The following is a 21,376-nucleotide window of genomic DNA, read 5'->3' on the forward strand; positions in this document are numbered from 1 at the left end:
GTGAATCGATTCAGGGTTAAAGTGAGAGGGATCCTAGCCGAAGTTGGGCATTTGAGGTTAAAATGCACCCTATTTAGGGGAGAGATTTAACGTATGTAGAGCCTTGGCCAGAAACTATTTTGGAGGCATCCGCATTCGGAGAAAAATAGACCATTCACATATCAAAATTTGGAGCACTATACTTCGGAAACGTCAAAAAAATGGAATATCCCTCTATATTTGAGGCATTTTTTGAAAAAAATCAGTCACTACCTAGTTTTAGTTTACGATTAGATAAAATTATCCTCTCGAAATTCCTTTTAATCACGTTTTGATGGAGTCTATCCGCGATTATGGATAAAGTCCATATAATTGTGTAAAAAGAAAGGAGTCATTTTATTCCTTCTTGTCAACAATGTTTAACGACCAAGAAAAACATTGAAAAGGAGAATAAAATGACTCAATTACAGTTTAGCCTAGATATGAATGTTTTAAAAGATTCAGTTATGAATTCTAATATTGATACTGTTATAAAGTCTGCAATAGTTTTAGTTTTAAATGAATTTATGGAAAAAGAAAGAGACGAATATCTCCATGCATACCCTTATGAGCGTTCTGACGAACGTAGAGATTACCGTAATGGTTACTATGAACGTGATTTAACTATGAGTGTTGGCAAGATAAAACTCAAGGTCCCTCGAACACGTCATGGTGAATTTTCACCATCTGTATTTGAGAAGTATGCACGTTGTGATCAGGCTTTGGTCCTTTCTATGTTAGAGATGGTCATTAATGGTGTATCTACTAGGAAAGTGACACATATTGTTGAACAACTCTGCGGTGAGAATATATCAAAATCATTTGTATCCTCACTTACTCAAAAATTAGATCCAATCGTGAATGACTGGGCAAAGAGACCTTTAAACATAACTTACTACCCCTTTGTTTTTGTAGATGCTATGTATATAAAAGTTCGTGAACATCAACGAGTTGTCTCTAAAGCTGTCTATATTGCTACTGCTATTACAGATAAAAACAAACGTGAAATCCTAGGATTAAGTGTTGATCATACAGAAAGCTTTGAATCCTGGAGAAACTTTTTCCAACAACTGAAATCACGTGGTCTTCAATCTCCTAAGCTTGTAATTTCCGATGCTCATCAAGGTCTTCAGAAAGCTATCCAGCGTGAATTTATTGGGACTTGTTGGCAAAGATGTAATGTCCATTTTAAGCGTAATATTTTTACCAAACTGCCAAAAAAAGATTCTACTGAGATAAAATTGATGATAAAACGTATTTTTGAAGCTGTCACAATTGAAGATATGAGAAACTTTAAAGAAGAGTTGATGGCTCAGTTTACTGACAATCATAAATATGAAAAAGCACTCGCTATCCTGGATGATGGTTTCGAAGATACCATACAATACATGAACTTTCCAGAACACATACGTTGCCATATCAGAAGTACTAATTCTCTTGAAAGATTGAATCAAGAGGTACGTAGAAGAGAGCGAGTCATACGAGTTTTTCCAAATACACAATCTGCTTTTCGACTAGTTGGCGCAGTTCTTATGCATTACCAGGATTCTATCTATTCTAAAAAGAAATCCTTAACAAAATAGTTCCTTTTTCAGCATAGCTTCCAATTGTGGGAGGATCTCATATCCAGGAATAGCTGTCAAAGTGAGGAGCCTTTGACAGCTATTCCTGGATATGAAGTGATTAACCCATGGAAGCATTGCTCGAAAAAAATGGGAGGTTAATAAAAGATTTAGAAGACGAAAGGTTGAAAAACATTGTTTAGAGTTTTTACACAATCGTTAGGACTTGACTCGATTATGGCGCTCTTATCCGCGATTTTCACCGGTCTATCCGCGATTATGGTGCTCTTATCCGCGATTTTCACCGGTCTATCCGCGATTATCGTACTCTTATCCGCGATTCGGAAAGATTCGACAATTATCCTCAATTTTAGCACGCCAGCTCCATCCTTTGCACACCCACTCCATCCCTCGCACACCACGCTCCAATCACCACGCACCACTCTCCAATTACAAACAAGCCAGTCCCTCCAAATGGAACATGAAGCAACTGGCTCTAGCATTAATTCATCATATTTTCAATTTTTCCAGTCTTCTTATCAACGTAATACCAACCATAGGTTGCTGTATGGGACACACCTTCTTGCTCAACAACTTCATATACTTGTACAACGTATTTAGTATCTTCTTCATGATCAACTCTTATATTCATTTGAGTATTGCCCTCGAAATTGAGATGCTTTCTTACTAAATCTTCGGCATTTGCTGAGTTAATGTCCTTTTTAGGAGGATCTTCCATTTTGGGTTTTGATTCATTTACAACTTTTTCTTGTTGAATATCTTCAACAATCCACTTTTCACCGGTATGTTTAAATGTGTAGGATAATTCAATATGACCAGTTAGTTCGTTGTCTTTTTCCTGTGTTACGATATATTCTTGTTCATTTACATTTTTTACTTCATAAGGTTTATCAAGGTCTAACCAAGTGGGTGCATCTGTTGCTTTTACGGAAACTCCTTCTGACTCTTCTTTAAAATACGTATTGGCATACATAATTGCCAAGTCCTCTGACATGAATTGTTTAAAATAGTTTACCAGCTCATCTTTTGTCTCAATATCCTGCAAGGTACCATTTTCATTCGCTTCATTCACCAGATCAAGAAATGAGTGTTTAAAGCTTGTCAGAGAATCGTCAGCCTGAAAATCTATTCCTTCATTAGATGTCTCCCCTTCTGACGTTGGCTGTTCGCTCTCCTCCTTTTCCTGACTTCCTTGATTTTCAACTTTAGATTCTTTGCTTTGGTCATTCGTGGTTTCTTTAGAAAATGAACAAGCAGAAATCATAACGACAGCTAGTACGACTATCAATAATTTGTAAAATATATTCAACTTAACCACTCCTTATATTTGATATTCACTTGTATGTAGATTGGTAAACACCGTTTTGTTCTGCGAAAACTTTTACCGACAGGTACATAGTTCTTGAAATTTTCTAAATCTTCAAATACAATCTAGCTAATATCATTCACTATTTAGTTACTACATTACCTTAATTCATCATATGATGATAGACAGACTTTATTAATCCGACTTCCTTTCGGTTTGCTAAAAAATCTTTTGCTTTGCTGAGTTGTAAGGAGGGGTTTTCCATCAGTGAAGAGGAACAGTAAAGCTGCTTGACTATTAATAGGAGGAGATCGTGCATGTTAGAGCATTTTTGGTCTTTATTGGATCAGCATTACGACGAAATGGTATCGATTCGGCGACATTTACATATGCATCCGGAATTATCTTTTAAAGAATATAAAACAGCTGCTTATATAGCAGATTACTACCATGAATTAGGAATTGATGTGAGAGAGCATGTTGGAGGGAATGGTGTAGTCGCGAAAATCACAGGTGGACTACCAGGACCTACAGTCGCATTACGAGCTGATTTTGACGCCCTTCCGATTCAAGATGAGAAAAACGTAGCGTATAAATCGACAATTCCAGGTGTTATGCATGCTTGTGGTCACGATGGTCACACCGCTACTTTGCTTGTGTTGGCAAAGGTGTTTCATCAAAATAAGCAGTCGCTTCATGGGTCCGTTGTTCTTATCCATCAGCACGCAGAAGAATATGCTCCAGGTGGTGCGATTGCCATGATTGAAGATGGCTGTTTAGAGGGTGTTGACGTTATATTCGGTACACATCTTTGGGCAAGCGAACCGGTGGGCACCATTCAATATCGTCCAGGTCCTATCATGGCAGCCGCTGACCGTTTTGAAATCATGATTATAGGTCAAGGAGGACATGGGGCTCAGCCACATAAAACGAAGGACGCAATTGTAATTGGCTCACAGCTTGTGACGAACCTTCAACAAATCGTTAGTCGGAAAGTAGATCCTATTCAGGCAGCAGTTGTATCTGTAGGATCTTTTGTTGCTGAAAATGCTTTTAATGTTATCGCCAATTCAGCCAAACTGATTGGGACAGCTCGAACATTTAATGAAGAAGTACGTACACAAATTGAAACGGAAATTGAGCGTATTGTGAAGGGAACTTGCATGATGAATGATGCTGATTATCACTATAGCTATTTTAGAGGATACCCGGCTGTTGTGAATCATGAAGAGCCTACAAAGCTTTTACAAGAATTTGCAGGTGATGTTCCAGGTGTAAACCTAGTTGAAGAAACTCCTCTTCAAATGGGTGGCGAGGATTTCGCTTATTACTTACAACAAGTAAAAGGTAGCTTCTTTTTCACAGGAGCAAAGCCGAATACGAACAGTCAGACGTATCCGCATCACCATCCTATGTTTGATATAGAGGAAACAGCGATGCTGATTGCTGCTAAAACTTTGTGTCAGGCAACGATTCGCTATCAGATCGCATCTGTTGGAAAAAATTCAGTCCAAATTTAGAGACAGGCGATTGGCAAGTTTGCCTTCTATTTATAAGACAAGAGAGGCTGGGACAGAAATGCCTGGCACCTTATCGCAACAATTATCCGTCCGCACTGATTTATCTAGTGCACACATTAGATTGTATCGGAAGGTTCCTGGCTCTTTATTTGTCCCAGCCTCTTTTTAACATTTCCTTCTATTTCACCTTGCACTTATGAACCCAAAACCCTTAAGCGGTAACAATTCATGGCATATTGACCAAGATGGTGGACTAACTGATAATTAGCCACTCCACCTACAACTGCCCCTACGCCTGGAAGAATCTGCATGAGCTTTACAAGATCAATATAGTCACGATATTCCTGCTGAAATACTCGCCAATCTAAATCTTTTACTTCCTCTTTTTTTGTATCCCAGTTTTCAATGATATCCACTAAATACTCTTTATGCTTATCGCTTGAAAAGGCCAGTTGAAACACTAGTAATAAAAAGAGCCTTTCCTCATATTCCTTTGTGTTATAGCCATAAATACTAGCTACTTCAAATAAGAATTTCATCTTTATTCCTAAAAACAATGGAAAATCAGCCATTCCTAAAAGGATACCACCTGCGCCTGTAGAAGCTCCTTCTACTGCAGCCGTCTTTTTATACCTATTCATCGCTTTTTGAACCATTTGCTCACGTTGTTCAAAGGCTACACCCTCAATTTTTTTAGGGAAGGTTGTCATATTGGATCCGATTAAAGTAGCTTCAACCATTTTCTTAATACTTTCCGTAATGGTGATATGTATTTTTTCAGGGATAAACTGATTCATTTTTGTTTGAGCTTTTTTGGAGGTCCGTTCAAATAGTGAAGGTTTCCGTAAAAGCTTTTGCTTCCATAGCCTGGCCTCATTGGCAACGGTGGCTTCATAGCCCATTGATCCACCCCTCCCTGTTTTTTAGCTTCATTCGCTTAGCAATCTGCTACGTTTTTCTTACACGACCACCCATATAGCCATAGACGAATAGTGCAGCAAATCCTATCCCGATTGCTAAGAGTGATCCTGAAACAAGGATGTTTCCTTTCATTAAAGGAATGACCGAATAAATGATTACTTGAACCACTAAAATTCTGAAAACAATTTTCAGAAAGCTTGCTACCTTCTTTTGGTCTGCTCTCGGATACAATTGGGGTAATTCTAAAAGCTCAAAATGCTTCGCCAAGCTCATCATTTGAATTCCTGTTAAAAAGAGAAATAAAAGGATAACTAACAGATTTCCTATTAATTGTTCGTTCAAGAACGTTATAATAACAGATCCTATCAATGTTAATCTGACCATAATACCTAAGTAGTCTCCCGTTCTTAAAAACGCTCGTAAAAATAAATATTCATATACATGATCTTGATGATAAGCTACTTGTTTTAAAAGGAAGTCTAGGTATTTTCGACGTTTGGCTTGTTTTTTTAGCTTTGGGACATCTGTGAATAAGTTCGCTAGCTTATAGAATGATTGCTTTTTTCCTTCTTCCTTTACAATAAGCTGCTCCCATTTCAACGCTTTTTTCCCTACTACTTTTCCGAAATACAGATCGTATAGTGCCATGATGACAAGTACAATGAGAAAAAAAATAGATTGCTGAGCAAAAATAAAATATATGCCACAAGCATTAATAGCTAGTCGAACAATTAAATCATTCACCTTAACAGTTTTCTCTGTAAAATAATCAATTTTCCAGCTTACTCTCACATTCCAATATTTCATAAGGAATAAGAGAAGTAAGGAAATTAGTAAAGTGGCACCATTTGAATCCATGACTTTTCCATATAAAGGAGTGAAAAGAATGAGAGTAACGGCAATGATCCCAGATTGAGAGATAAAGCTATAGAACATCGCTTTTTTAAAATAGCTTTCCATTTTATGTTCCATCGGTAAGAGGAACATGATGTCAGCGTCTTTTAACAAGGTCCTTACACTAGAGGTAATAAGGATAAGTGTAAAAACAATCGTCATAATGAGTACAGCCGGAAAATCAGTTGAGACTGATTTTAACCATCTGGAATACGTTAATGCACCCCCTGCCGCTAAAAAAATGAACACGAAAAGTAAATGATCATTCAGCATGTATTTCAGATAGGACCTTGTTTCATTTATATGATGATTAATCCTCGTTTTCCAAATCTCTTCGATACTATTCATTTTGATCTTCCTTTGTTAATTGAATATAAAGATCATCAAGTGTAGCAGCATTCATACCAAATTGCTCACGAAGTTCCTGTAGTGTTCCTTTTGCACGAATGTCTCCATTATGTAAAATAACAAATGAATCACAATATCTTTCAGCAGTTGCTAAAATATGAGTAGACATTAAAATACCTGAGCCTTGGTTTTTAGCCTTTTCCATCATTTCTAAAAGTGAGTTAATCGCAAGTGGATCTAACCCTACAAATGGTTCGTCGATAATGTATAAAGACGGCTCAATTAAAAACGCACACATAATCATTACTTTTTGCTTCATCCCTTTTGAAAAATGCGCTGGGAACCATTTCAACCTTTTTTCCATACGGAATTCTTTTAGTAATGGTTGCAAGCGGTGTTCGAAAGTGGACTTGTCTAAGCCGTATGCCATTGCTGTAAGCTCCAGATGCTCATACAGAGTTAACTCATCATATAAAATAGGGGTTTCCGGAATAAACGTAAATTGTGAACGATATCCTTCTGCATTTTCCGAGAAGGTTGTCCCATTAATTGATACATTCCCCCTATGTGGCTCCATTGTTCCGATAATATGTTTGATTGTTGTACTTTTACCGGCACCATTTAATCCAATGAGACCGACAATCTGACCCTTTTCCACTTCAAATGTAATGTTTTTCAATACAGGATTTTTAGTATATCCTCCTGTCAGTTCATTCACTTTAAGTAATGTCATCATAATGACTCCTTTTTTCGTGGCAGTTTTCGTAATGAGAGATCTAGCCCTTATAGATTGTTACGAAATCGACCATCTTTTATAAGTATTTCAAGGATTTTTGTTTCCCTTCTCCTGAGAAAAAATTAAAAAAATCTTTTTGAGACAACGTTTTCTTCCTTTTCTCATCATATGTAGTGTTGGTTTTATAGTATCAAAATTTAAAGAGTCTGTCTTACTTAAAAATTTCTTTACATATAATTTGATTACCTGGACATCATAATTAGTGAGGAAGGGATGATTGTCAACAAGATTACTTCTAAATGAGGTGTTTGTTCCAGACAATATATGCATTGACTCATGGGAATAAAAGCTTACCATTGAATAAAAACAACCTTTTGAAATGAGGTGTCTACGGGCCGTAATTTACTTGAATTATAGCTCACATATACGCATTCATTTTGTAAATGAGGTGTTTGTCAAAAGACATTTTCTCTAATTGTTATGTTTATATAAACAACTAACAAGGGGATGGTTGTATTGAACAATGGAGATATCACATCAGATAGCATTTAAATAAAATGTTAAATGAGGTGTTTGTCAAAGATAATGAGTATTCATTAGAAACCATTGTATAAAACCCAAATTCGAAATGAGGTGTCTACGGGCCGTAATTCTCTGAATTAGAAGCTCGATTTTCCATCATTTTGTGAATGAGGTGTTTGTCAAAATACAGTTCAAACTCCGTTAGATCGTTTATCACTTAACAAGGGGATGGTCGTATTGAACAATGGTGATTCTCACATCAACTAACATGTAAATTAAATGTTAAATGAGGTGTTTATCAAAGATATTTTCCCAAAATGAGACCTTTACAATCCTTCCTCAGGAACAGGATGATCACATGATTCATCCTGTTCTTTTTTCTATCTCATTTTTTATGGTAAAATATACGAAAAGCGAAAAGCTTTTTGCCACTTTAAGTGCTGTATCTTTACATATTTAATCATCAAGTAAAGATCTTGTACGTTACGCACACAATCTAAGGTATCATACATAGAAGAGAAAATGCTGTTGAACTTTGTTGAAGACATTTTATTTTTAAAGGAGTGTAAAAATGAGCGATTGTATTTTTTGTAAGATTGTTAATGGAGACATTCCAGCTGCAAAGGTATTTGAAAATGAACACGTAGTAGCCTTCCTTGATATTAGTCAAGTAACAAAAGGTCATACACTCGTGATCCCTAAAGTACATATGGAAAATATTTATGAGTTAACACCTGAAATCGCAAGCAAGCTATTTGAAGTTGTTCCTAAAATTTCAACTGCTATAAAAAATCAATTTAACCCGATTGGGCTTAATTTATTGAACAATAACGGAGAGCATGCCGGCCAATCTGTTTTCCACTATCACATTCATATTGTGCCAAGATACGGAAAAGGAGATGGATTTGGAGCCGTATGGAAATCCCATGCAGACCAATATACTCCTGAACAACTTCAAGAAATCTCTTCATCAATTAAAAGTGAGTTATCAAAAGCATGATATGAAAACCAACACTAGCATTAAAAGTGTTGGTTTTTTACATACCTCAATTATTTTCAAAAAAGTGTCCTCTTTGCGAACAACTTTTTCGTCCTCTCCTCTTCGAACTACGATCTCTACCATATGTATCCGCTTACCATAATTAAATTCTTAAACATACAAATATTCAGTCTACATTTCTCACCCTTTTCGTGATAGGATATGAGTAATATTTTCTAACGAAACCATTTAGGAGGGTATTTTTTTGAGAGCTTATAATTTTAATGCAGGTCCTGCCGCTATTCCACTACCAGTACTTGAAAAAGCACAAAAAGAGCTTGTGAACTTTAACAATTCTGGGATGTCAGTGATGGAATTAAGTCATCGCAGTAAAGAATATGAAGACGTACATAATCGCGCAAATACTCTATTACGTGAGCTTCTTTTGATTCCAGACTCCTATGAAGTGCTTTTCTTACAAGGTGGAGCAAGCTTACAGTTTTCAATGATCCCTATGAATTTCTTACAACAAGACAAAACAGCACATTTTGTTATGACTGGAGCTTGGTCTGAAAAAGCACTAAAAGAGGCGAAAAGATTTGGTGAAACCCGTATCCTTGCTTCAAGTAAGGAAGAGAATTATACACATATACCGCAGGGATTCTCATTAGAAGGCATTGAGGATGGTGCATATCTTCATATTACGTCAAATAATACAATCTTTGGGACTCAATGGACAGACTATCCAACATCACCTATTCCATTGATTGCAGATATGTCAAGTGATATCTTATGTAAAGAAATTGATATTGAAAAATTCTCTCTTATTTATGCAGGAGCGCAGAAGAATTTAGGTCCATCAGGTGTTACAGTCGTGATCGCTAAAAAAGAATTCCTTGAAACGGCTACTGACGATGCTCCAACCATTCTAAAATATAGTACACATGTCGATAGTCAGTCTCTTTATAATACCCCTCCCACCTTCTCAATTTATATGCTTTCACTCGTTTTAGAATGGGTAAAGGAGCAAGGTGGAGTGAAGGCTATTCAAAAAATGAATGAGGAAAAAGCTGGCTACATCTATTCAGCCATTGAACAAAGTAACAAGTTTTATAAGGCACATGCTACGGAAGATAGCCGTTCCCTAATGAATATCACCTTTACTCTTCCGAATGAGGAGCTAACAAAGAAGTTTCTAACAGAAGCGAAAGAACGTAACTTTATTGGACTCGCCGGTCACCGTTCTGTTGGTGGGTGTCGTGCTTCAACCTATAATGCTGTACCTAAGGAAGCATGTGAGGCACTTGCAGCCTTTATGAAGGAATTTCAAGAAAACAATCAATAAAGACAAATGACACGTCAGAGAGTGATAGAGAAATATTCCAGTAAGTTTAAGTATACGTTCGATCAAAAAGTTGGTATAATGATGATTAATATCAATCTCGCAATGGGAAATGAGTTCACTATTGGAGATGAGAATTTAAGAGATTAGAAGAGGAGAGATGAGAATTGAATACTCGAGTATTAGTTACACTATCTTTGTTTGCTGCAATTGGGGCTGTCCTAAATATGGTGATGCCACCGTTTTACCAAGGAATGAAGCCTGATATGATGTTAACAATGATGTTCGTAGGAATTTTGATGTTCCCAAGCTTAAAAAATGTCACACTATTAAGTATAGTCACTGGTGTTTTAGCAGCTTTGACAACGACTTTTCCTGGAGGACAAATTCCTAACATCATTGACAAAATCGTCACAGCTTTTGTCTTTTATGGCTTATTCTTAATTGTAAAGAAAATTGCACAAAAGGTTGCTACAGCAACAGTACTCACAGTAATTGGAACGATTGTTTCCGGAACCATTTTCATATCAACTGCATTAGCGATTGTTGGATTACCTGATGGAGCTACATTCACCGTTTTATTCTTAACTGTTGTTTTACCAACAACACTTTTCAACGGTGCTGCTATGATCGTTATTTATCCAATTATCCAATCCATTTTTAAGCGAGCTAAGCTTGTAACAGCTTAATCAAAAGAGGTTGACATCCGTGATGTCAACCTCTTCTTTATTTATCACTTATTGAAAATAGAGTAAAACACTTCCGATCAATAACATGATTACACCTGCAGATGCTAAAACAGAGACCTTTTGCTTCACGACCTTTTTAGGTGGATAAGAGGCTGATTGTTGTAAAAGTTTAAAATAGTGAAACGCCCCTATGAATAGGAGTAAGCTTATTGTGAAAAATAGAAAAATGACTCCTGACAATACTCATCCCCCCTTTCCCCGATTACTCTATATAGAACGAGATATACCTTACATATGGGCCTACTTTTCATTTATAAAATCGCCACACCATGACGAGAACCTATTGCACTTACATGTAATAAAGCCCTATTAAATAAGTATGCTAACAAGCCTTCAACTATGTATAATGTTTATAAGGGCAACCTAAGGGTAAAAATGTATAATAGGTTTTGGTAGATGAATAAAGTCTAAAGAAACAATGTGGAGGAATGGGTATGGCAAACACTAAATCATTATTGTGCGGGTTAATCGTTGGCGGACTTATCGGCGGTGCTGCAACCTTACTTTCTACACCTACTTCTGGGAAAGATGTTCGCAACAAGATAAAAAATAATCGAAAACAGCTAGAAGATTATTTACAGCTTCTAAAAGAAGAAAGTACATTGCTAAAAGAACAAGTTTTAAAAACAGCAAAAGAAGGCTCAGAGGTCATTAAAGAAGTCTCTGTGGATTTAAAGAAATCGATCTCTCAATTTCAACAAGAGATTGAACCACATAAAAGAGATCTACAAAATGAAATTGCTGAATTAGAAGATAAAATCAAACAACTTGAAAACACACTTCAGCATTCATAAACTTACAAGTAAATTATTTTTCTCTTCAATTAAAAAGTGTATGGGACAATCTATGTCTATACACTTTTTTTTGCGTTTAATGGTTGATTTAATGGGATTTAACAAAATTTTTAAAAATTTAGTAAATTTATATCTTTATTAATCTTTATTTTATTGGCATAATAGAGTATAAGACAATTGGAGATCAGGGGTGACCGGTGATGAATCATGAAAAGGAATATACAGTAAAGGAAGCCTTGTTATTTAGTCAACGAGTTGCACAGCTGAGTAAGGCATTGTGGAAATCCATTGAAAAGGATTGGCAGCAGTGGATTAAGCCATACGATTTGAATATTAACGAACATCATATTTTATGGATTGCTGACCATTTAAACGGTGCATCTATTTCAGAGATTGCTAAGTTTGGTGTTATGCATGTTTCAACTGCCTTTAACTTTTCGAAGAAGCTTGAGGAGAGAGGCTACCTAGAGTTTTCTAAAAAAGCAGACGATAAGAGAAATACGTATATTAAACTAACAAATGAAGGACAGGAAGTTCTTTCAAAGCTATTAGAGGACTTCAGCCCTGAGAGAAACTCAGTATTAAAAGGGGCTCTTCCCCTTCAGAACTTATTTGGTAAATTCCCAGAAATGATGGAAATGATGTGTATTATCCGAAATATTTATGGGGATGACTTCATGGAGATCTTTGAGCAAACCTTTCATAATATTGAGGATAACTACAATGATAAGAATGGAATGCTTTCTAAAAATAATCCTGAATCAGAAGAACTCATCTCTAATTAAGCTTCAGGCATGAATAATCTTACTGAATTCCTCCATAAGCTCCCGATACAAGCTTTGTTTAAGTAGAGCTTGGACCGTTTCATCTACATTGAGTTTAGGATGTAATTGACCCGCAAATTGCGTAAGGAGATCGGTGTAGATCACTAATCCTTGCGCTTTTTGATCTTCATACTGACTTTGTAATTCCTGACAAATCGCATGAATCCCTTCTATTTCTTCCTTCGTTAATCCATTCTTTATGACTAAATGAAAAAATGGACCTGCATTTTTATCAATCATCTGAAAAAATAACGTTTGATAATATTCCAACGTTTCCAAACGTTTTTCTATTGAATCCATTACTTTCCCTCTTTCTCTAACCCTTTGTTGTCCTTTATTGTATAGCATTCCCGAAAAATTAGAAAGTTTAACTTTTAGTGTTTTTTTTCATTAAAGCGTTTCCACTTAAAATACTGTATTGATTTTTTTTATAGCCCGTCGTAAAGTATGGTAGTACTTAGTTTTATGACGTTTGGACGGTGAAAAGATGAACTGTTGGAAAACAATCAGTCTTTCAAAAGATGTTGGCATGTATAGAATTTTATTTATTTCTCTGCTAACCTCCATTTTTGTATTTATAGTAACGTATTTACCTATTAACCTTTTATTTTCTAAAGTTCATCTTAAGGATGGTCATTTCCTGTTATTTATCCTTTTGATTCTTTGTATGATTCCGGCTCATAAATTTTTACACGCAATACCCTTACTACTAAGTGGTTGTCGTGTATCAATGAAAATAAATTATTACTTTCACTTACCAAGTATGCAAATTAATGCATGTAAAAGCATTAAAAAACGACAGATGATGTTATCGTTAATGACACCGTTTCTATTTTTTACTGTTCTTTTTATTGCCGGAAGCCTTTGGCTACCTTCTTATATGCATTACTTTAGTATAGCAATGGCCATACACATAGGATTATGTGTACCTGACTTTATTTTTACCAAGCATGTACTGTTTGCCCCAAAATTAAGTTATATTGAGGCCTTTGAAGACGGATACGAAATTTTAGTGCAGAAATAATGGAATAGAAGAATAAATAGCGCATAAATATGGAAAGGGCTAGGGATCATTGCATTCTGGCCCTATTCATATTGAGAAGATTACTTTTTTAAAGACTCTGATCAACGTGAATATGTATTCCGTTACAGGCTTTCGCTTTTTTTAGCAGGCGGTTTCTAGCCCACACCAGTGCAGCTAATAATCTGTAGAAAAACATCTAAGACGATATGTAAGGGATAGATTCCATTGCCTCTTCTCCACTAATTTCTGTAAATGAACTGTCAATGCTATCTTTTTCATAAATAGTTTGGTAATCTAATATGTATATGAATGGGAAGGGGGATCTCATATGATCATTTTCTTCATTTTGTTTGCAGTCTTTATCTTGTTTTATATAAACAAGCTTACAAATACTTTATGCTTGGTTCGCGAGATTCCTGAAGACAGACAAACAAAGGTTTTTAGAACAATTAATGTTCTTATTACCATTTTATTAATTTCATCTTACATAGAAAATTTGTATACGTAATGGAAGTATGAATATGGAAAAAGGGACTGGAACGACCAGCCCCTTTTGTTTTACTTGTAGGAAATTATAAATGATCGCTCTAAAACACAAAGACTCTCACAATGTTAGCGAGAGTCTTTGTGTTTTTCTTTTATCTTATAACCATGCTGCACCAACGATGATTAACAAGATGAATAATACAACGATTAACGCGAATCCACCTGCGTATGCTCCGCTCATTATTACACCCCCCTTTATTTTAACTAGATTAATTTTCGTTATCTAGAATTAGTAAAGGTAAGAAGCACCGATGATGATTAACAAGATGAACAATACAACGATTAACGCAAAGCCATTTGAATAACCGTAGCTCATTTCTAATTACCTCCTTATTTCTTTTCCTTATATCATATGGTTATTTACTCTAGGTTGATTGGACGTTAGCCCAAGTTTTTTACCTTCATTCATCTATTCAAAATCTTCTATTAAAGGTAAGAAGCACCGATGATGATCAACAAGATGAACAATACAACGATTAACGCAAAGCTATTTGAATAACCGTATCCCATTTCCAATGACCTCCTTATCTCTTTTCCTTATATCATATGGTTATTTACTCTATATTGATTGGACGTTAGCCCAAGTTTGCACATACTATTTATCTATTTTTTAAATGCTACCCTTAAAGATAGGAAGCACCTATAATGATTAACAGAATGAACAAGACAACAAGTAACGCAAAGTTATTTGATAATCCATGACTCATGTTGAAATTCCTCCTTTTTATCTACTATCACGATTTTTTTATTTAACATAACTCTTTTCATGTTTTAAGTGAAAAGCTTAAAGATAAGAAGCCCCGACAATAATTAACAGAATAAACAGGACAACAACTAATGCAAATTGATTAGTAAAACCAGTACTCATCTTTACCTACCTCCTTAGCTTTCAAAATATTCTATGTTGAAATAACCTATATGTTTGGACGTTTGCCCATTTTCACAAAAATCATGATGATTACCTATTGTCTTCTTATGGAGCTCACTTTTATTAAGGAAAGCTCCATCTTGAATCCATGCATTTATGTTTTTTGAGCAAAGAGTCTTGAAAAAACTTTTTGAACTTGTCACATTATGGTATAGTAAATCTTGTACTGTCAGAATTGGTGTTTTTCTCTAAAACGGAAACACTCCTTTATTTGCTGTTAAAACTTGGCCAAGCCATGTTTTTTCTAATTAGGCTTTTTAAAGTGATGATGGAGCCAGGAAATAGAGTCTCTCTACTTCTCCCCTTCATCCATTTACTTATTAGAGCCTTCTAATAAAGAATTTCTAAATATTATACTAGGAGTTGTATTAGAAAATGAAAAAGGTAGCAATCGCATTAGCCGCAGCAACAAGTCTTTTCGCATTGAGCGCATGTAACAATGCTGGTGATTCTGAAGTTGTTGTCGAGACAAAAGCTGGCAACATTACGAAGGATGAATTTTACGAAGCAATGAAGGATCGTTTCGGTGGAGATGTTCTTACTGAGCTTGTTCATGAAAAAGTATTAAGTGAAAAATATGAAATAACAGATAAAGAAATCGATGAAGAGTTTGAAAATTTAAAAGCACAATATGGTGCACAATTTGAAAGTGTTGTTGAATTACAAGGTGAAGATGTCGTGAAACAAATGGTCAAGGTTGACCTTTTAAGAAAGAAAGCTGCTGAGGCGGAAGTTGAAGTAACAGACGAAGAGATTAAAGAATACCACGCTACATTAGAAGGTCAAGTGAAGGCAAGTCATATTCTTGTTGCTGACGAAGAAACGGCTAAAGAAGTGAAGAAGAAGCTTGATGATGGTGGAAATTTCGAAGAACTTGCTAAGGAATATTCTACTGATCCAGGATCCGCTCAAAACGGTGGAGAACTAGGCTGGTTTGGTGAAGGGGCAATGGTAAAAGAATTCCAAGATGCTGCATTTAAGCTAAAAGAAGGCGAAGTAAGTGAGCCTGTTAAATCTGAATTCGGTTATCATATCATCAAAGTAACAGATACATATAAACCTTACGAAGAAATGAAAGAAGCACTAAAAGAAGACATCCGCAAACAAAAAGTTCAACAGCCTGATACTATTCAAAAGGCGTTAACTAATGCCATTGACGAGTCTAACGTTGAGGTTAAGGATGAAGACTTAAAAGACACGTTTAAAACAACTGAAGAAGAGTAAGAGGTTAAAAAGAGGGGGAATTCCGGACTAGGAATTTCACCTCTTTTTTTTGAGTGTACATACCACTCTTCTTTTTACCCCCTACAATATTCTTCTATTTGATGTTTACAAAGATCAAAGACATCGTCATGATGATAGGCTTTATACCATGACACGGTCTTATCAATCGTTTCTTGTACACTCCATTTCGGTGTCCACTTTAATAGATGGTTAGCCTTACTTATATCCAAGCTCAAAAGCTTTGCTTCATGCACGTTTTCTTCCTGATTGATCACCCACGACCCTTCTCCCCATGCCTCAACTAGTAATTTAACCATCTCTTCTACAGAAATATTTCCGTTTTCCCCAGGACCAAAGTTCCAAGCACCCGAAAAAGCAGGACCATGTAAAAGAATTTGTGAAGCTAGTAAGAGATACCCATACAATGGTTCTAACACATGCTGCCATGGACGAATGGATTGAGGTGAGCGAATGACAATGGATTTACCTGTTTCAAGTGCCTTCACACTATCTGGGATAAGTCGATTTTCAGCCCAATCTCCTCCACCAATGACGTTTCCTGCCCTACCTGTTGAAATGACCTTTCCATGTTCTTGAAACCTAGATTCATGGAAAAAAGAATTACGATACGAAGCGACTAATAACTCGCAGCAAGCCTTACTTGAGCTATATGGATCATACCCTCCTAGAGGATCATTTTCTCGGTATCCCCAAACCCACTCTTTGTTTTCATAGCACTTGTCTGTCGTAATAACTATTCCTATTTTTGTTTCTTCTGTTTTTCTTATTGCTTCTAACAAATTCATCGTTCCCATTACATTTACGTCATACGTTTCTTTCGGGTTATTATACGAATATTTCACTAAAGGCTGTGCAGCTAAATGAAAGACAATTTCAGGGCGATATTGTTTGAAGACCTTTTCGAGTTCATGACGATCTCTTATATCACCTCTAAGATCATTCACCTTATCTTCTAAGCCTGACAAGACAAATAGATCCTTTTTCGTTGCTGGATCTAGTGAATAGCCAATTACTTTAGCACCAAGCATGTGTAACCATATTGATAACCAGGCTCCCTTAAATCCCGTATGTCCTGTTACAAGGACGGTTCGATCTTTAAATATATCTGCAAAATTAATTGTCATTTGACAGTACCCCTTGTTTGTCATCTTTATGTTGCTTATACCAATTTATTGTACGGAGCATCCCTTCTTCAAAAGAAATTGCAGGTTTCCACTGTAACAGCCTTTTCACTTTCGAAATATCTACTTGCGGTGTCATTCGTTCATTTTCTCTATATTTCAATGCTCCATATTGAGGCTTTAAATCGGTGTCCATATGTGAAAAGATAGAATCAACGAAAAACCTCAAAGGGTAAACCTCCCCGCTTCCAATGTTAAAAATTTCATCACTTATCTCTGTATGATGAATAGCTAATAGGAAGGCATCAATAATATTTTGGATGTAGCAATAATCTCTTACTTGTTCACAGGGAGTTAGTAAAACTTCTTTATCATGTAATAGTTGCTGGATCACATAACTAAATAACTTATGTGATTCCTCAGCTTCTCCAAACAAATTAAACGGTCTAAACGTGATACAATTTATCCCTAGTTGAGCTGCTAGCTGATGAGCAATAAGTGTTGCGGATGCTTTCGTACTTCCATAGATATCCACTGGTTTGAGTAACATCTCTTCCGTAATTACTTCAGCTTTTTCCCCATACTCAGAACTCGAGCCAAGATTAATTACTTTCTCAAGATTGTCACTGTATTGAGCTGCATATATAAGATGAGCGGTTCCTTGTATATTTGTTTGAATTGCCTCTAAGTAATCATTGCCTTTGCTATTAACACCATAAGCCGCGAAATGAAAAATAATATGTGGCTGGAAGGTTTCAATAGCATGCTTGATATCGTTGAATACAGATAGATCTCCTCTAAACAGCTGTATGTGTGGAAGAGCCTCTTTTATTCTCCAAGGATTCGAGGTATTTCTTGAAAAAACAGCAACCTCATACTCTTGATATACTCGGTTTATTAAATGTGAGCCAATAAATCCAGTTCCTCCAGTTATAAAAATTCTTTTTTTCGTATTCATGTTGAAGCAGACCTATTCAAATCATTTAAAACCAAAGGATTTTTTGCCGTATAGTTTATAGTATCGGAGGACAAAAAAGGAGTGATGGCTTGAAAGGATGTTAACCCTTTTATTCTTTTACATATTGTTTTCAAATGATCGATATATGGTAGATAGATATATTCAATCACCTCTTTAGAGAAGGGTAATTCCTCCAGCTTCCATAAATCAAAGCTCTCTTCATCTATTATTAAAAGACTTCCAAAATGATAGGAAACAATGACATTCTCATCTATATAGACGTTACCCTTTTTATTAGAAATAATATGATCTTTCCTCATGACGACATTCCATGGAGCTACATTCATCCCAATGTTGTCAATAATTTTAATATTTGAAAAGAGCTTTGGGATCGACTCTAAATACTTCTGATCTCCCCAACTATCATACTGCGCATGATAGTCGTTAGAACATTGATCCAGACACTTCTCTTTCCACCAATCAAGAATCATACTCGCCATTTCATCCCGTTTAAAGCCAATCAATCCAGCTTGATACTGTCCATGGACTCGCTCAAGCTCTGGTGTACCGTTCTGCTTCGTAAGAAAAATTGAATAATACTTCCATTCTTTTAATAATGTTAACGGGCTATTGAAAAAGTACATATCACTATCACAATAAATAATATGATCAATTTCTTTCGTTTTCGTTAAGATATACTCACATAAAGGGGCCTTTAATGTCCAACAATATTCATTTAATGTCCGTTCCTTTTTAACACTTAGTAACCTATCATCTTCAAGCTCTTCCAGTTGAATAAGTGACACATTAGTTAAATTCATCTCTCTTAATAAACTATACGTTGTTTTATCCATTGTTAATATCCACATATGGAAGTTTTTCATCTTTTGATAAATAGACTCATATAATGCAAGGCCTTTTAGTAAATAATCCTTACTCATTATGACAGCAAAATTCATATAGTGATCCCATTGATCGATTTCACGACTCAGTTTGGAATATTTGTAATAGGTCTTCGCTGTACTAGGCGATGATTTATGAAGGCCCAATTCTAAAACTTTCTTATCTGTTTGTGAGATTTTTTCTATACTCCCACGAACTGCCTCCATGTAAGGAGCATAAACATAGTTAATAATTTCACGTTGTATAGTCAGTGTACTTAGCGACCATAAATCAAATTCTGAAAAATTGTAAATAGAAAAGCAAGCAAAATGGAAAACAACCAGTTCATCTTCTTCAATAAAAAGACGTTTACCTTTACTGGTCAACTTATAATCGTTGTTATAAATTATATTCCAAGGTGCTGCATCGATACCTAGATGTGACGAAATGCACACTTTAGGAAAGAACCTAGCCAAATCATCTAAATACTTCTGATCGCCAAAACGATTATTAGAGGATTTTTTATAGCACCAATCTATACATTGTTCCTTCCACCAAGTAAGCGCATTCCGTCCATAATGATCATTTTTAAACCCTATAAGCCCCGCTTGAAATTTCCCATATTTCTCTTCAACCCAATCCACATCTCTTTGTGGACATAAATAAATTGATTTTTCTCCCCATTCTTTAAAAATTATTTTTGGATTTGAAAAGAAAAATAAATCTCCATCTAAATAAAGAATAGAAGGTAATTCGTATTTTTCCAGTAAGTATTCCATTAACGGCGCCTTTAACGTCCAGCAATATTCATTCGTTTGCCTTAATTTTTTCACTCGCTTAAGTCGAATATCCTCTAAATCCTCAACCTTAACTAAGGTCATCTTTCTTAAAGAAAGTTCTTCAAATAGAGAATAGGTTACTTCATCAATACAACACAGGTAAAAGTGGAAATTTTTCGAATGCTTCATTAGAGAGTTATATAATGTTAACACCTTAAATATATACTCTTTTCCGGATATGACACAGAAGTTATAGCTGCTCCCTCCAGCTGCAGCTAGACTTGATTCTTGTGTCATCAGTTGTTCATTCTTCTTTAAGTTTGCTTTTTCACTCCCCTTCTCATCATGATTGTTTTGAAGATCAATAGGCTTAGGATCATTTAATTCATACTCATCTGATACATCTTTCGAACTTGTTTTTTCATCGTCACTATTTCCGAAAAGATAGTTCAACAATTCGATAGGTTTAATAGACCTGTTATCAGTCATGAAACATAACCATTCCTTTCTATGCTTTCCATAATTTATTTGCTTCAGCTAAGTCTTTCGGTGTATCAATAGACATCCAAAACCCGTCATGTTCATAGATAGCTAGTTCGCCATCTTTAATTAGGTTCTTTAACGGCTCCTCTTCAAGGACACAATCTTGATCCTCACTCAAATAGTGAAAAAATTCACGATTACAGACAAAGAAACCACCATTTATGATGGAGTCTACTTCAGGTTTTTCTGCAAAATTGGTTGCAAGACCGTCTTCAACTTCTAAAACTCCATATTGGTTATGTTTTTTTATCCCTGTCACTGTGACTGCTTTCCCTTTTTCCTTATGAAATGCAATCAATTTTTCAATATTTATATCTGATAACCCGTCCCCATATGTGAGTAAGAACGTATCATCTTTAATATATTTCTCAATCTGTTTGATCCTAGCACCTGTCATTGTTTCTAATCCCGTATTTACACATGTGATTTTCCAATCCTCTATGGAAGTAAGGGGTGAAAATTTACTTTCATTTAAACATAATGTAATATCATGTTCCTTCCATTTATACTCCATGAAGTATTCTTTAATTTTTTCTCCTTGGTGACCAAGAGGGAGTATAAATTCGTTAAAGCCATAGTGACTATATAATTTCATAATGTGCCATATAATAGGGTGTCCATTTACCCTTGCTAATGCTTTCGGAATATTCTCCTCTAAACCACTCATTCTAAGGCCTTTTCCGCCACATAAAATGACTACTTTCATTTTCATCATCCTTTTCTAGCTATTTCTAGCTATACTATTCCACTTAGATGTCAGTGAATAAGGAAGATATACTATAGGTATAAAAAAACAATACGAACGAACTAGGAA

The 21,376-nt window shown here is 35.6% G+C and carries 25 protein-coding genes; 10 read left to right on the forward strand and 15 right to left on the reverse strand.

What is annotated here, in order from left to right; genetic code table 11:
• Window positions 1-434: 434 nt before the first annotated feature.
• Entirely contained in the window at window positions 435-1,601 is a 1,167-nt protein-coding gene (locus A9C19_RS15800; RefSeq protein WP_072578625.1) for an IS256 family transposase, read from the forward strand.
• A 481-nt stretch (window positions 1,602-2,082) separates the two neighbouring features.
• Here A9C19_RS15800 and A9C19_RS15810 read toward each other — a convergent pair whose 3' ends face one another.
• A complete protein-coding gene (locus A9C19_RS15810) occupies window positions 2,083-2,910 on the reverse strand; it encodes a hypothetical protein (RefSeq protein ID WP_072580836.1) in 828 nt (275 codons plus the stop codon).
• 314 nt (window positions 2,911-3,224) lie between these two features.
• Here A9C19_RS15810 and A9C19_RS15815 point away from each other — a divergent pair, with 314 nt between their 5' ends.
• Window positions 3,225-4,427, forward strand: coding sequence for a M20 family metallopeptidase (locus A9C19_RS15815; RefSeq protein ID WP_072580837.1), 1,203 nt, complete (start codon window positions 3,225-3,227; stop codon window positions 4,425-4,427).
• Between the two features lie 194 nt (window positions 4,428-4,621).
• Here the strand turns inward: A9C19_RS15815 and A9C19_RS15820 are convergent, their stop codons facing one another.
• From A9C19_RS15820 to A9C19_RS15830, 3 genes are read right to left on the reverse strand one after another with little or no spacing between them, the layout of a single operon-like run.
• Window positions 4,622-5,329 carry an EcsC family protein gene (locus A9C19_RS15820; RefSeq protein ID WP_072580838.1) on the reverse strand — a complete coding sequence of 236 codons (708 nt, stop codon included), beginning with the start codon at window positions 5,327-5,329 and terminating at the stop codon, window positions 4,622-4,624.
• Between the two features lie 46 nt (window positions 5,330-5,375).
• Complete coding sequence (locus A9C19_RS15825) at window positions 5,376-6,590, reverse strand: ABC transporter permease (RefSeq protein WP_072580839.1); 1,215 nt, start codon at window positions 6,588-6,590, stop codon at window positions 5,376-5,378.
• Window positions 6,583-7,323: an ABC transporter ATP-binding protein gene (locus tag A9C19_RS15830; RefSeq protein ID WP_072580840.1), complete on the reverse strand. Its 741-nt coding sequence runs from the start codon at window positions 7,321-7,323 to the stop codon at window positions 6,583-6,585. Before A9C19_RS15830 ends, A9C19_RS15825 begins: the two co-directional genes overlap by 8 nt.
• Window positions 7,324-8,419: 1,096 nt before the next feature.
• On the opposite strand from A9C19_RS15830, the gene A9C19_RS15840 reads away from it, so the two are divergent.
• From A9C19_RS15840 to A9C19_RS15850, 3 genes are all read left to right on the forward strand, one after another.
• Window positions 8,420-8,848, forward strand: coding sequence for an HIT family protein (locus tag A9C19_RS15840; RefSeq protein ID WP_072580842.1), 429 nt, complete (start codon window positions 8,420-8,422; stop codon window positions 8,846-8,848).
• Window positions 8,849-9,086: 238 nt separating this feature from the next.
• Window positions 9,087-10,172: a 3-phosphoserine/phosphohydroxythreonine transaminase gene (serC, locus tag A9C19_RS15845; protein ID WP_072580843.1), complete on the forward strand. Its 1,086-nt coding sequence runs from the start codon at window positions 9,087-9,089 to the stop codon at window positions 10,170-10,172.
• A gap of 164 nt (window positions 10,173-10,336) precedes the next feature.
• A complete protein-coding gene (locus A9C19_RS15850) occupies window positions 10,337-10,858 on the forward strand; it encodes a tryptophan transporter (protein WP_072580844.1) in 522 nt (173 codons plus the stop codon).
• 48 nt (window positions 10,859-10,906) lie between these two features.
• Here the strand turns inward: A9C19_RS15850 and yhzF are convergent, their stop codons facing one another.
• Window positions 10,907-11,098: a membrane protein YhzF gene (gene yhzF / locus A9C19_RS15855; RefSeq protein ID WP_072580845.1), complete on the reverse strand. Its 192-nt coding sequence runs from the start codon at window positions 11,096-11,098 to the stop codon at window positions 10,907-10,909.
• A gap of 254 nt (window positions 11,099-11,352) precedes the next feature.
• Between yhzF and A9C19_RS15860 the strand changes: the two genes are divergently transcribed.
• Window positions 11,353-11,712 (forward strand): YtxH domain-containing protein, encoded by a 360-nt coding sequence (locus A9C19_RS15860; RefSeq protein WP_072580846.1) that lies wholly within the window; start codon window positions 11,353-11,355, stop codon window positions 11,710-11,712.
• Between the two features lie 200 nt (window positions 11,713-11,912).
• Window positions 11,913-12,497: an HTH-type transcriptional regulator Hpr gene (locus tag A9C19_RS15865; protein ID WP_072580847.1), complete on the forward strand. Its 585-nt coding sequence runs from the start codon at window positions 11,913-11,915 to the stop codon at window positions 12,495-12,497.
• A gap of 3 nt (window positions 12,498-12,500) precedes the next feature.
• Here the strand turns inward: A9C19_RS15865 and A9C19_RS15870 are convergent, their stop codons facing one another.
• Entirely contained in the window at window positions 12,501-12,836 is a 336-nt protein-coding gene (locus A9C19_RS15870; RefSeq protein ID WP_072580848.1) for a DUF1878 family protein, read from the reverse strand.
• 187 nt (window positions 12,837-13,023) lie between these two features.
• Between A9C19_RS15870 and A9C19_RS15875 the strand changes: the two genes are divergently transcribed.
• Complete coding sequence (locus tag A9C19_RS15875) at window positions 13,024-13,560, forward strand: DUF3267 domain-containing protein (protein ID WP_072580849.1); 537 nt, start codon at window positions 13,024-13,026, stop codon at window positions 13,558-13,560.
• A gap of 328 nt (window positions 13,561-13,888) precedes the next feature.
• The gene (locus A9C19_RS22315; protein ID WP_072580850.1) at window positions 13,889-14,068 is read left to right on the forward strand and encodes a hypothetical protein; all 180 of its coding nucleotides are present in this window, start codon (window positions 13,889-13,891) and stop codon (window positions 14,066-14,068) included.
• A gap of 135 nt (window positions 14,069-14,203) precedes the next feature.
• On the opposite strand, the gene A9C19_RS15885 is transcribed toward A9C19_RS22315, so the two are convergent.
• The 5 genes from A9C19_RS15885 to A9C19_RS15905 form a co-directional block, all read right to left on the reverse strand.
• Window positions 14,204-14,287 carry a YjcZ family sporulation protein gene (locus A9C19_RS15885; RefSeq protein ID WP_066224813.1) on the reverse strand — a complete coding sequence of 28 codons (84 nt, stop codon included), beginning with the start codon at window positions 14,285-14,287 and terminating at the stop codon, window positions 14,204-14,206.
• Between the two features lie 48 nt (window positions 14,288-14,335).
• Window positions 14,336-14,422, reverse strand: a complete 87-nt coding sequence (locus tag A9C19_RS15890; RefSeq protein WP_072580851.1) for a YjcZ family sporulation protein — start codon at window positions 14,420-14,422, stop codon at window positions 14,336-14,338.
• A gap of 110 nt (window positions 14,423-14,532) precedes the next feature.
• Window positions 14,533-14,616, reverse strand: coding sequence for a YjcZ family sporulation protein (locus tag A9C19_RS15895; RefSeq protein ID WP_072580852.1), 84 nt, complete (start codon window positions 14,614-14,616; stop codon window positions 14,533-14,535).
• A 113-nt stretch (window positions 14,617-14,729) separates the two neighbouring features.
• Window positions 14,730-14,813 (reverse strand): YjcZ family sporulation protein, encoded by an 84-nt coding sequence (locus tag A9C19_RS15900; protein ID WP_072580853.1) that lies wholly within the window; start codon window positions 14,811-14,813, stop codon window positions 14,730-14,732.
• Between the two features lie 77 nt (window positions 14,814-14,890).
• A complete protein-coding gene (locus A9C19_RS15905) occupies window positions 14,891-14,974 on the reverse strand; it encodes a YjcZ family sporulation protein (RefSeq protein WP_072580854.1) in 84 nt (27 codons plus the stop codon).
• Between the two features lie 435 nt (window positions 14,975-15,409).
• Here A9C19_RS15905 and A9C19_RS15910 point away from each other — a divergent pair, with 435 nt between their 5' ends.
• A complete protein-coding gene (locus tag A9C19_RS15910) occupies window positions 15,410-16,258 on the forward strand; it encodes a peptidylprolyl isomerase (RefSeq protein WP_072580855.1) in 849 nt (282 codons plus the stop codon).
• Between the two features lie 74 nt (window positions 16,259-16,332).
• Here A9C19_RS15910 and rfbG read toward each other — a convergent pair whose 3' ends face one another.
• The 4 genes from rfbG to A9C19_RS15930 are packed head-to-tail and all read right to left on the reverse strand — an operon-like array spanning window position 16,333 to window position 21,268.
• Complete coding sequence (gene rfbG / locus A9C19_RS15915; protein ID WP_072580856.1) at window positions 16,333-17,403, reverse strand: CDP-glucose 4,6-dehydratase; 1,071 nt, start codon at window positions 17,401-17,403, stop codon at window positions 16,333-16,335.
• Entirely contained in the window at window positions 17,393-18,358 is a 966-nt protein-coding gene (locus A9C19_RS15920; RefSeq protein WP_072580857.1) for an NAD-dependent epimerase/dehydratase family protein, read from the reverse strand. The genes rfbG and A9C19_RS15920 overlap by 11 nt, the downstream gene beginning before the upstream one ends.
• The gene (locus tag A9C19_RS15925; RefSeq protein ID WP_072580858.1) at window positions 18,355-20,508 is read right to left on the reverse strand and encodes a glycosyltransferase family protein; all 2,154 of its coding nucleotides are present in this window, start codon (window positions 20,506-20,508) and stop codon (window positions 18,355-18,357) included. Before A9C19_RS15925 ends, A9C19_RS15920 begins: the two co-directional genes overlap by 4 nt.
• 19 nt (window positions 20,509-20,527) lie before the next feature.
• Window positions 20,528-21,268 (reverse strand): sugar phosphate nucleotidyltransferase, encoded by a 741-nt coding sequence (locus tag A9C19_RS15930; RefSeq protein ID WP_072580859.1) that lies wholly within the window; start codon window positions 21,266-21,268, stop codon window positions 20,528-20,530.
• Between the last annotated feature and the right edge of the window lie 108 nt (window positions 21,269-21,376).

The sequence above is a fragment of the Bacillus weihaiensis genome, from assembly GCF_001889165.1.
Lineage (GTDB): Bacteria > Bacillota > Bacilli > Bacillales > Bacillaceae > Metabacillus > Metabacillus weihaiensis.

Excerpts from the sequence above, each read along its gene's own strand:
- A9C19_RS15800 (WP_072578625.1), top strand. The coding sequence starts at position 435 with ATGACTCAATTACAGTTTAGCCTAGATATGAATGTTTTAAAAGATTCA.
- A9C19_RS15815 (WP_072580837.1), top strand. The coding sequence starts at position 3,225 with ATGTTAGAGCATTTTTGGTCTTTATTGGATCAGCATTACGACGAAATG.
- A9C19_RS15820 (WP_072580838.1), bottom strand. The coding sequence starts at position 5,329 with ATGGGCTATGAAGCCACCGTTGCCAATGAGGCCAGGCTATGGAAGCAA.
- A9C19_RS15825 (WP_072580839.1), bottom strand. The coding sequence starts at position 6,590 with ATGAATAGTATCGAAGAGATTTGGAAAACGAGGATTAATCATCATATA.
- A9C19_RS15830 (WP_072580840.1), bottom strand. The coding sequence starts at position 7,323 with ATGACATTACTTAAAGTGAATGAACTGACAGGAGGATATACTAAAAAT.
- A9C19_RS15840 (WP_072580842.1), top strand. The coding sequence starts at position 8,420 with ATGAGCGATTGTATTTTTTGTAAGATTGTTAATGGAGACATTCCAGCT.
- A9C19_RS15860 (WP_072580846.1), top strand. The coding sequence starts at position 11,353 with ATGGCAAACACTAAATCATTATTGTGCGGGTTAATCGTTGGCGGACTT.
- A9C19_RS15865 (WP_072580847.1), top strand. The coding sequence starts at position 11,913 with ATGAATCATGAAAAGGAATATACAGTAAAGGAAGCCTTGTTATTTAGT.
- A9C19_RS15870 (WP_072580848.1), bottom strand. The coding sequence starts at position 12,836 with ATGGATTCAATAGAAAAACGTTTGGAAACGTTGGAATATTATCAAACG.
- A9C19_RS15875 (WP_072580849.1), top strand. The coding sequence starts at position 13,024 with ATGAACTGTTGGAAAACAATCAGTCTTTCAAAAGATGTTGGCATGTAT.
- A9C19_RS22315 (WP_072580850.1), top strand. The coding sequence starts at position 13,889 with ATGATCATTTTCTTCATTTTGTTTGCAGTCTTTATCTTGTTTTATATA.
- A9C19_RS15885 (WP_066224813.1), bottom strand. The coding sequence starts at position 14,287 with ATGAGCGGAGCATACGCAGGTGGATTCGCGTTAATCGTTGTATTATTC.
- A9C19_RS15890 (WP_072580851.1), bottom strand. The coding sequence starts at position 14,422 with ATGAGCTACGGTTATTCAAATGGCTTTGCGTTAATCGTTGTATTGTTC.
- A9C19_RS15895 (WP_072580852.1), bottom strand. The coding sequence starts at position 14,616 with ATGGGATACGGTTATTCAAATAGCTTTGCGTTAATCGTTGTATTGTTC.
- A9C19_RS15900 (WP_072580853.1), bottom strand. The coding sequence starts at position 14,813 with ATGAGTCATGGATTATCAAATAACTTTGCGTTACTTGTTGTCTTGTTC.
- A9C19_RS15905 (WP_072580854.1), bottom strand. The coding sequence starts at position 14,974 with ATGAGTACTGGTTTTACTAATCAATTTGCATTAGTTGTTGTCCTGTTT.
- A9C19_RS15910 (WP_072580855.1), top strand. The coding sequence starts at position 15,410 with ATGAAAAAGGTAGCAATCGCATTAGCCGCAGCAACAAGTCTTTTCGCA.
- rfbG (WP_072580856.1), bottom strand. The coding sequence starts at position 17,403 with ATGACAATTAATTTTGCAGATATATTTAAAGATCGAACCGTCCTTGTA.
- A9C19_RS15920 (WP_072580857.1), bottom strand. The coding sequence starts at position 18,358 with ATGAATACGAAAAAAAGAATTTTTATAACTGGAGGAACTGGATTTATT.
- A9C19_RS15925 (WP_072580858.1), bottom strand. The coding sequence starts at position 20,508 with ATGACTGATAACAGGTCTATTAAACCTATCGAATTGTTGAACTATCTT.
- A9C19_RS15930 (WP_072580859.1), bottom strand. The coding sequence starts at position 21,268 with ATGAAAGTAGTCATTTTATGTGGCGGAAAAGGCCTTAGAATGAGTGGT.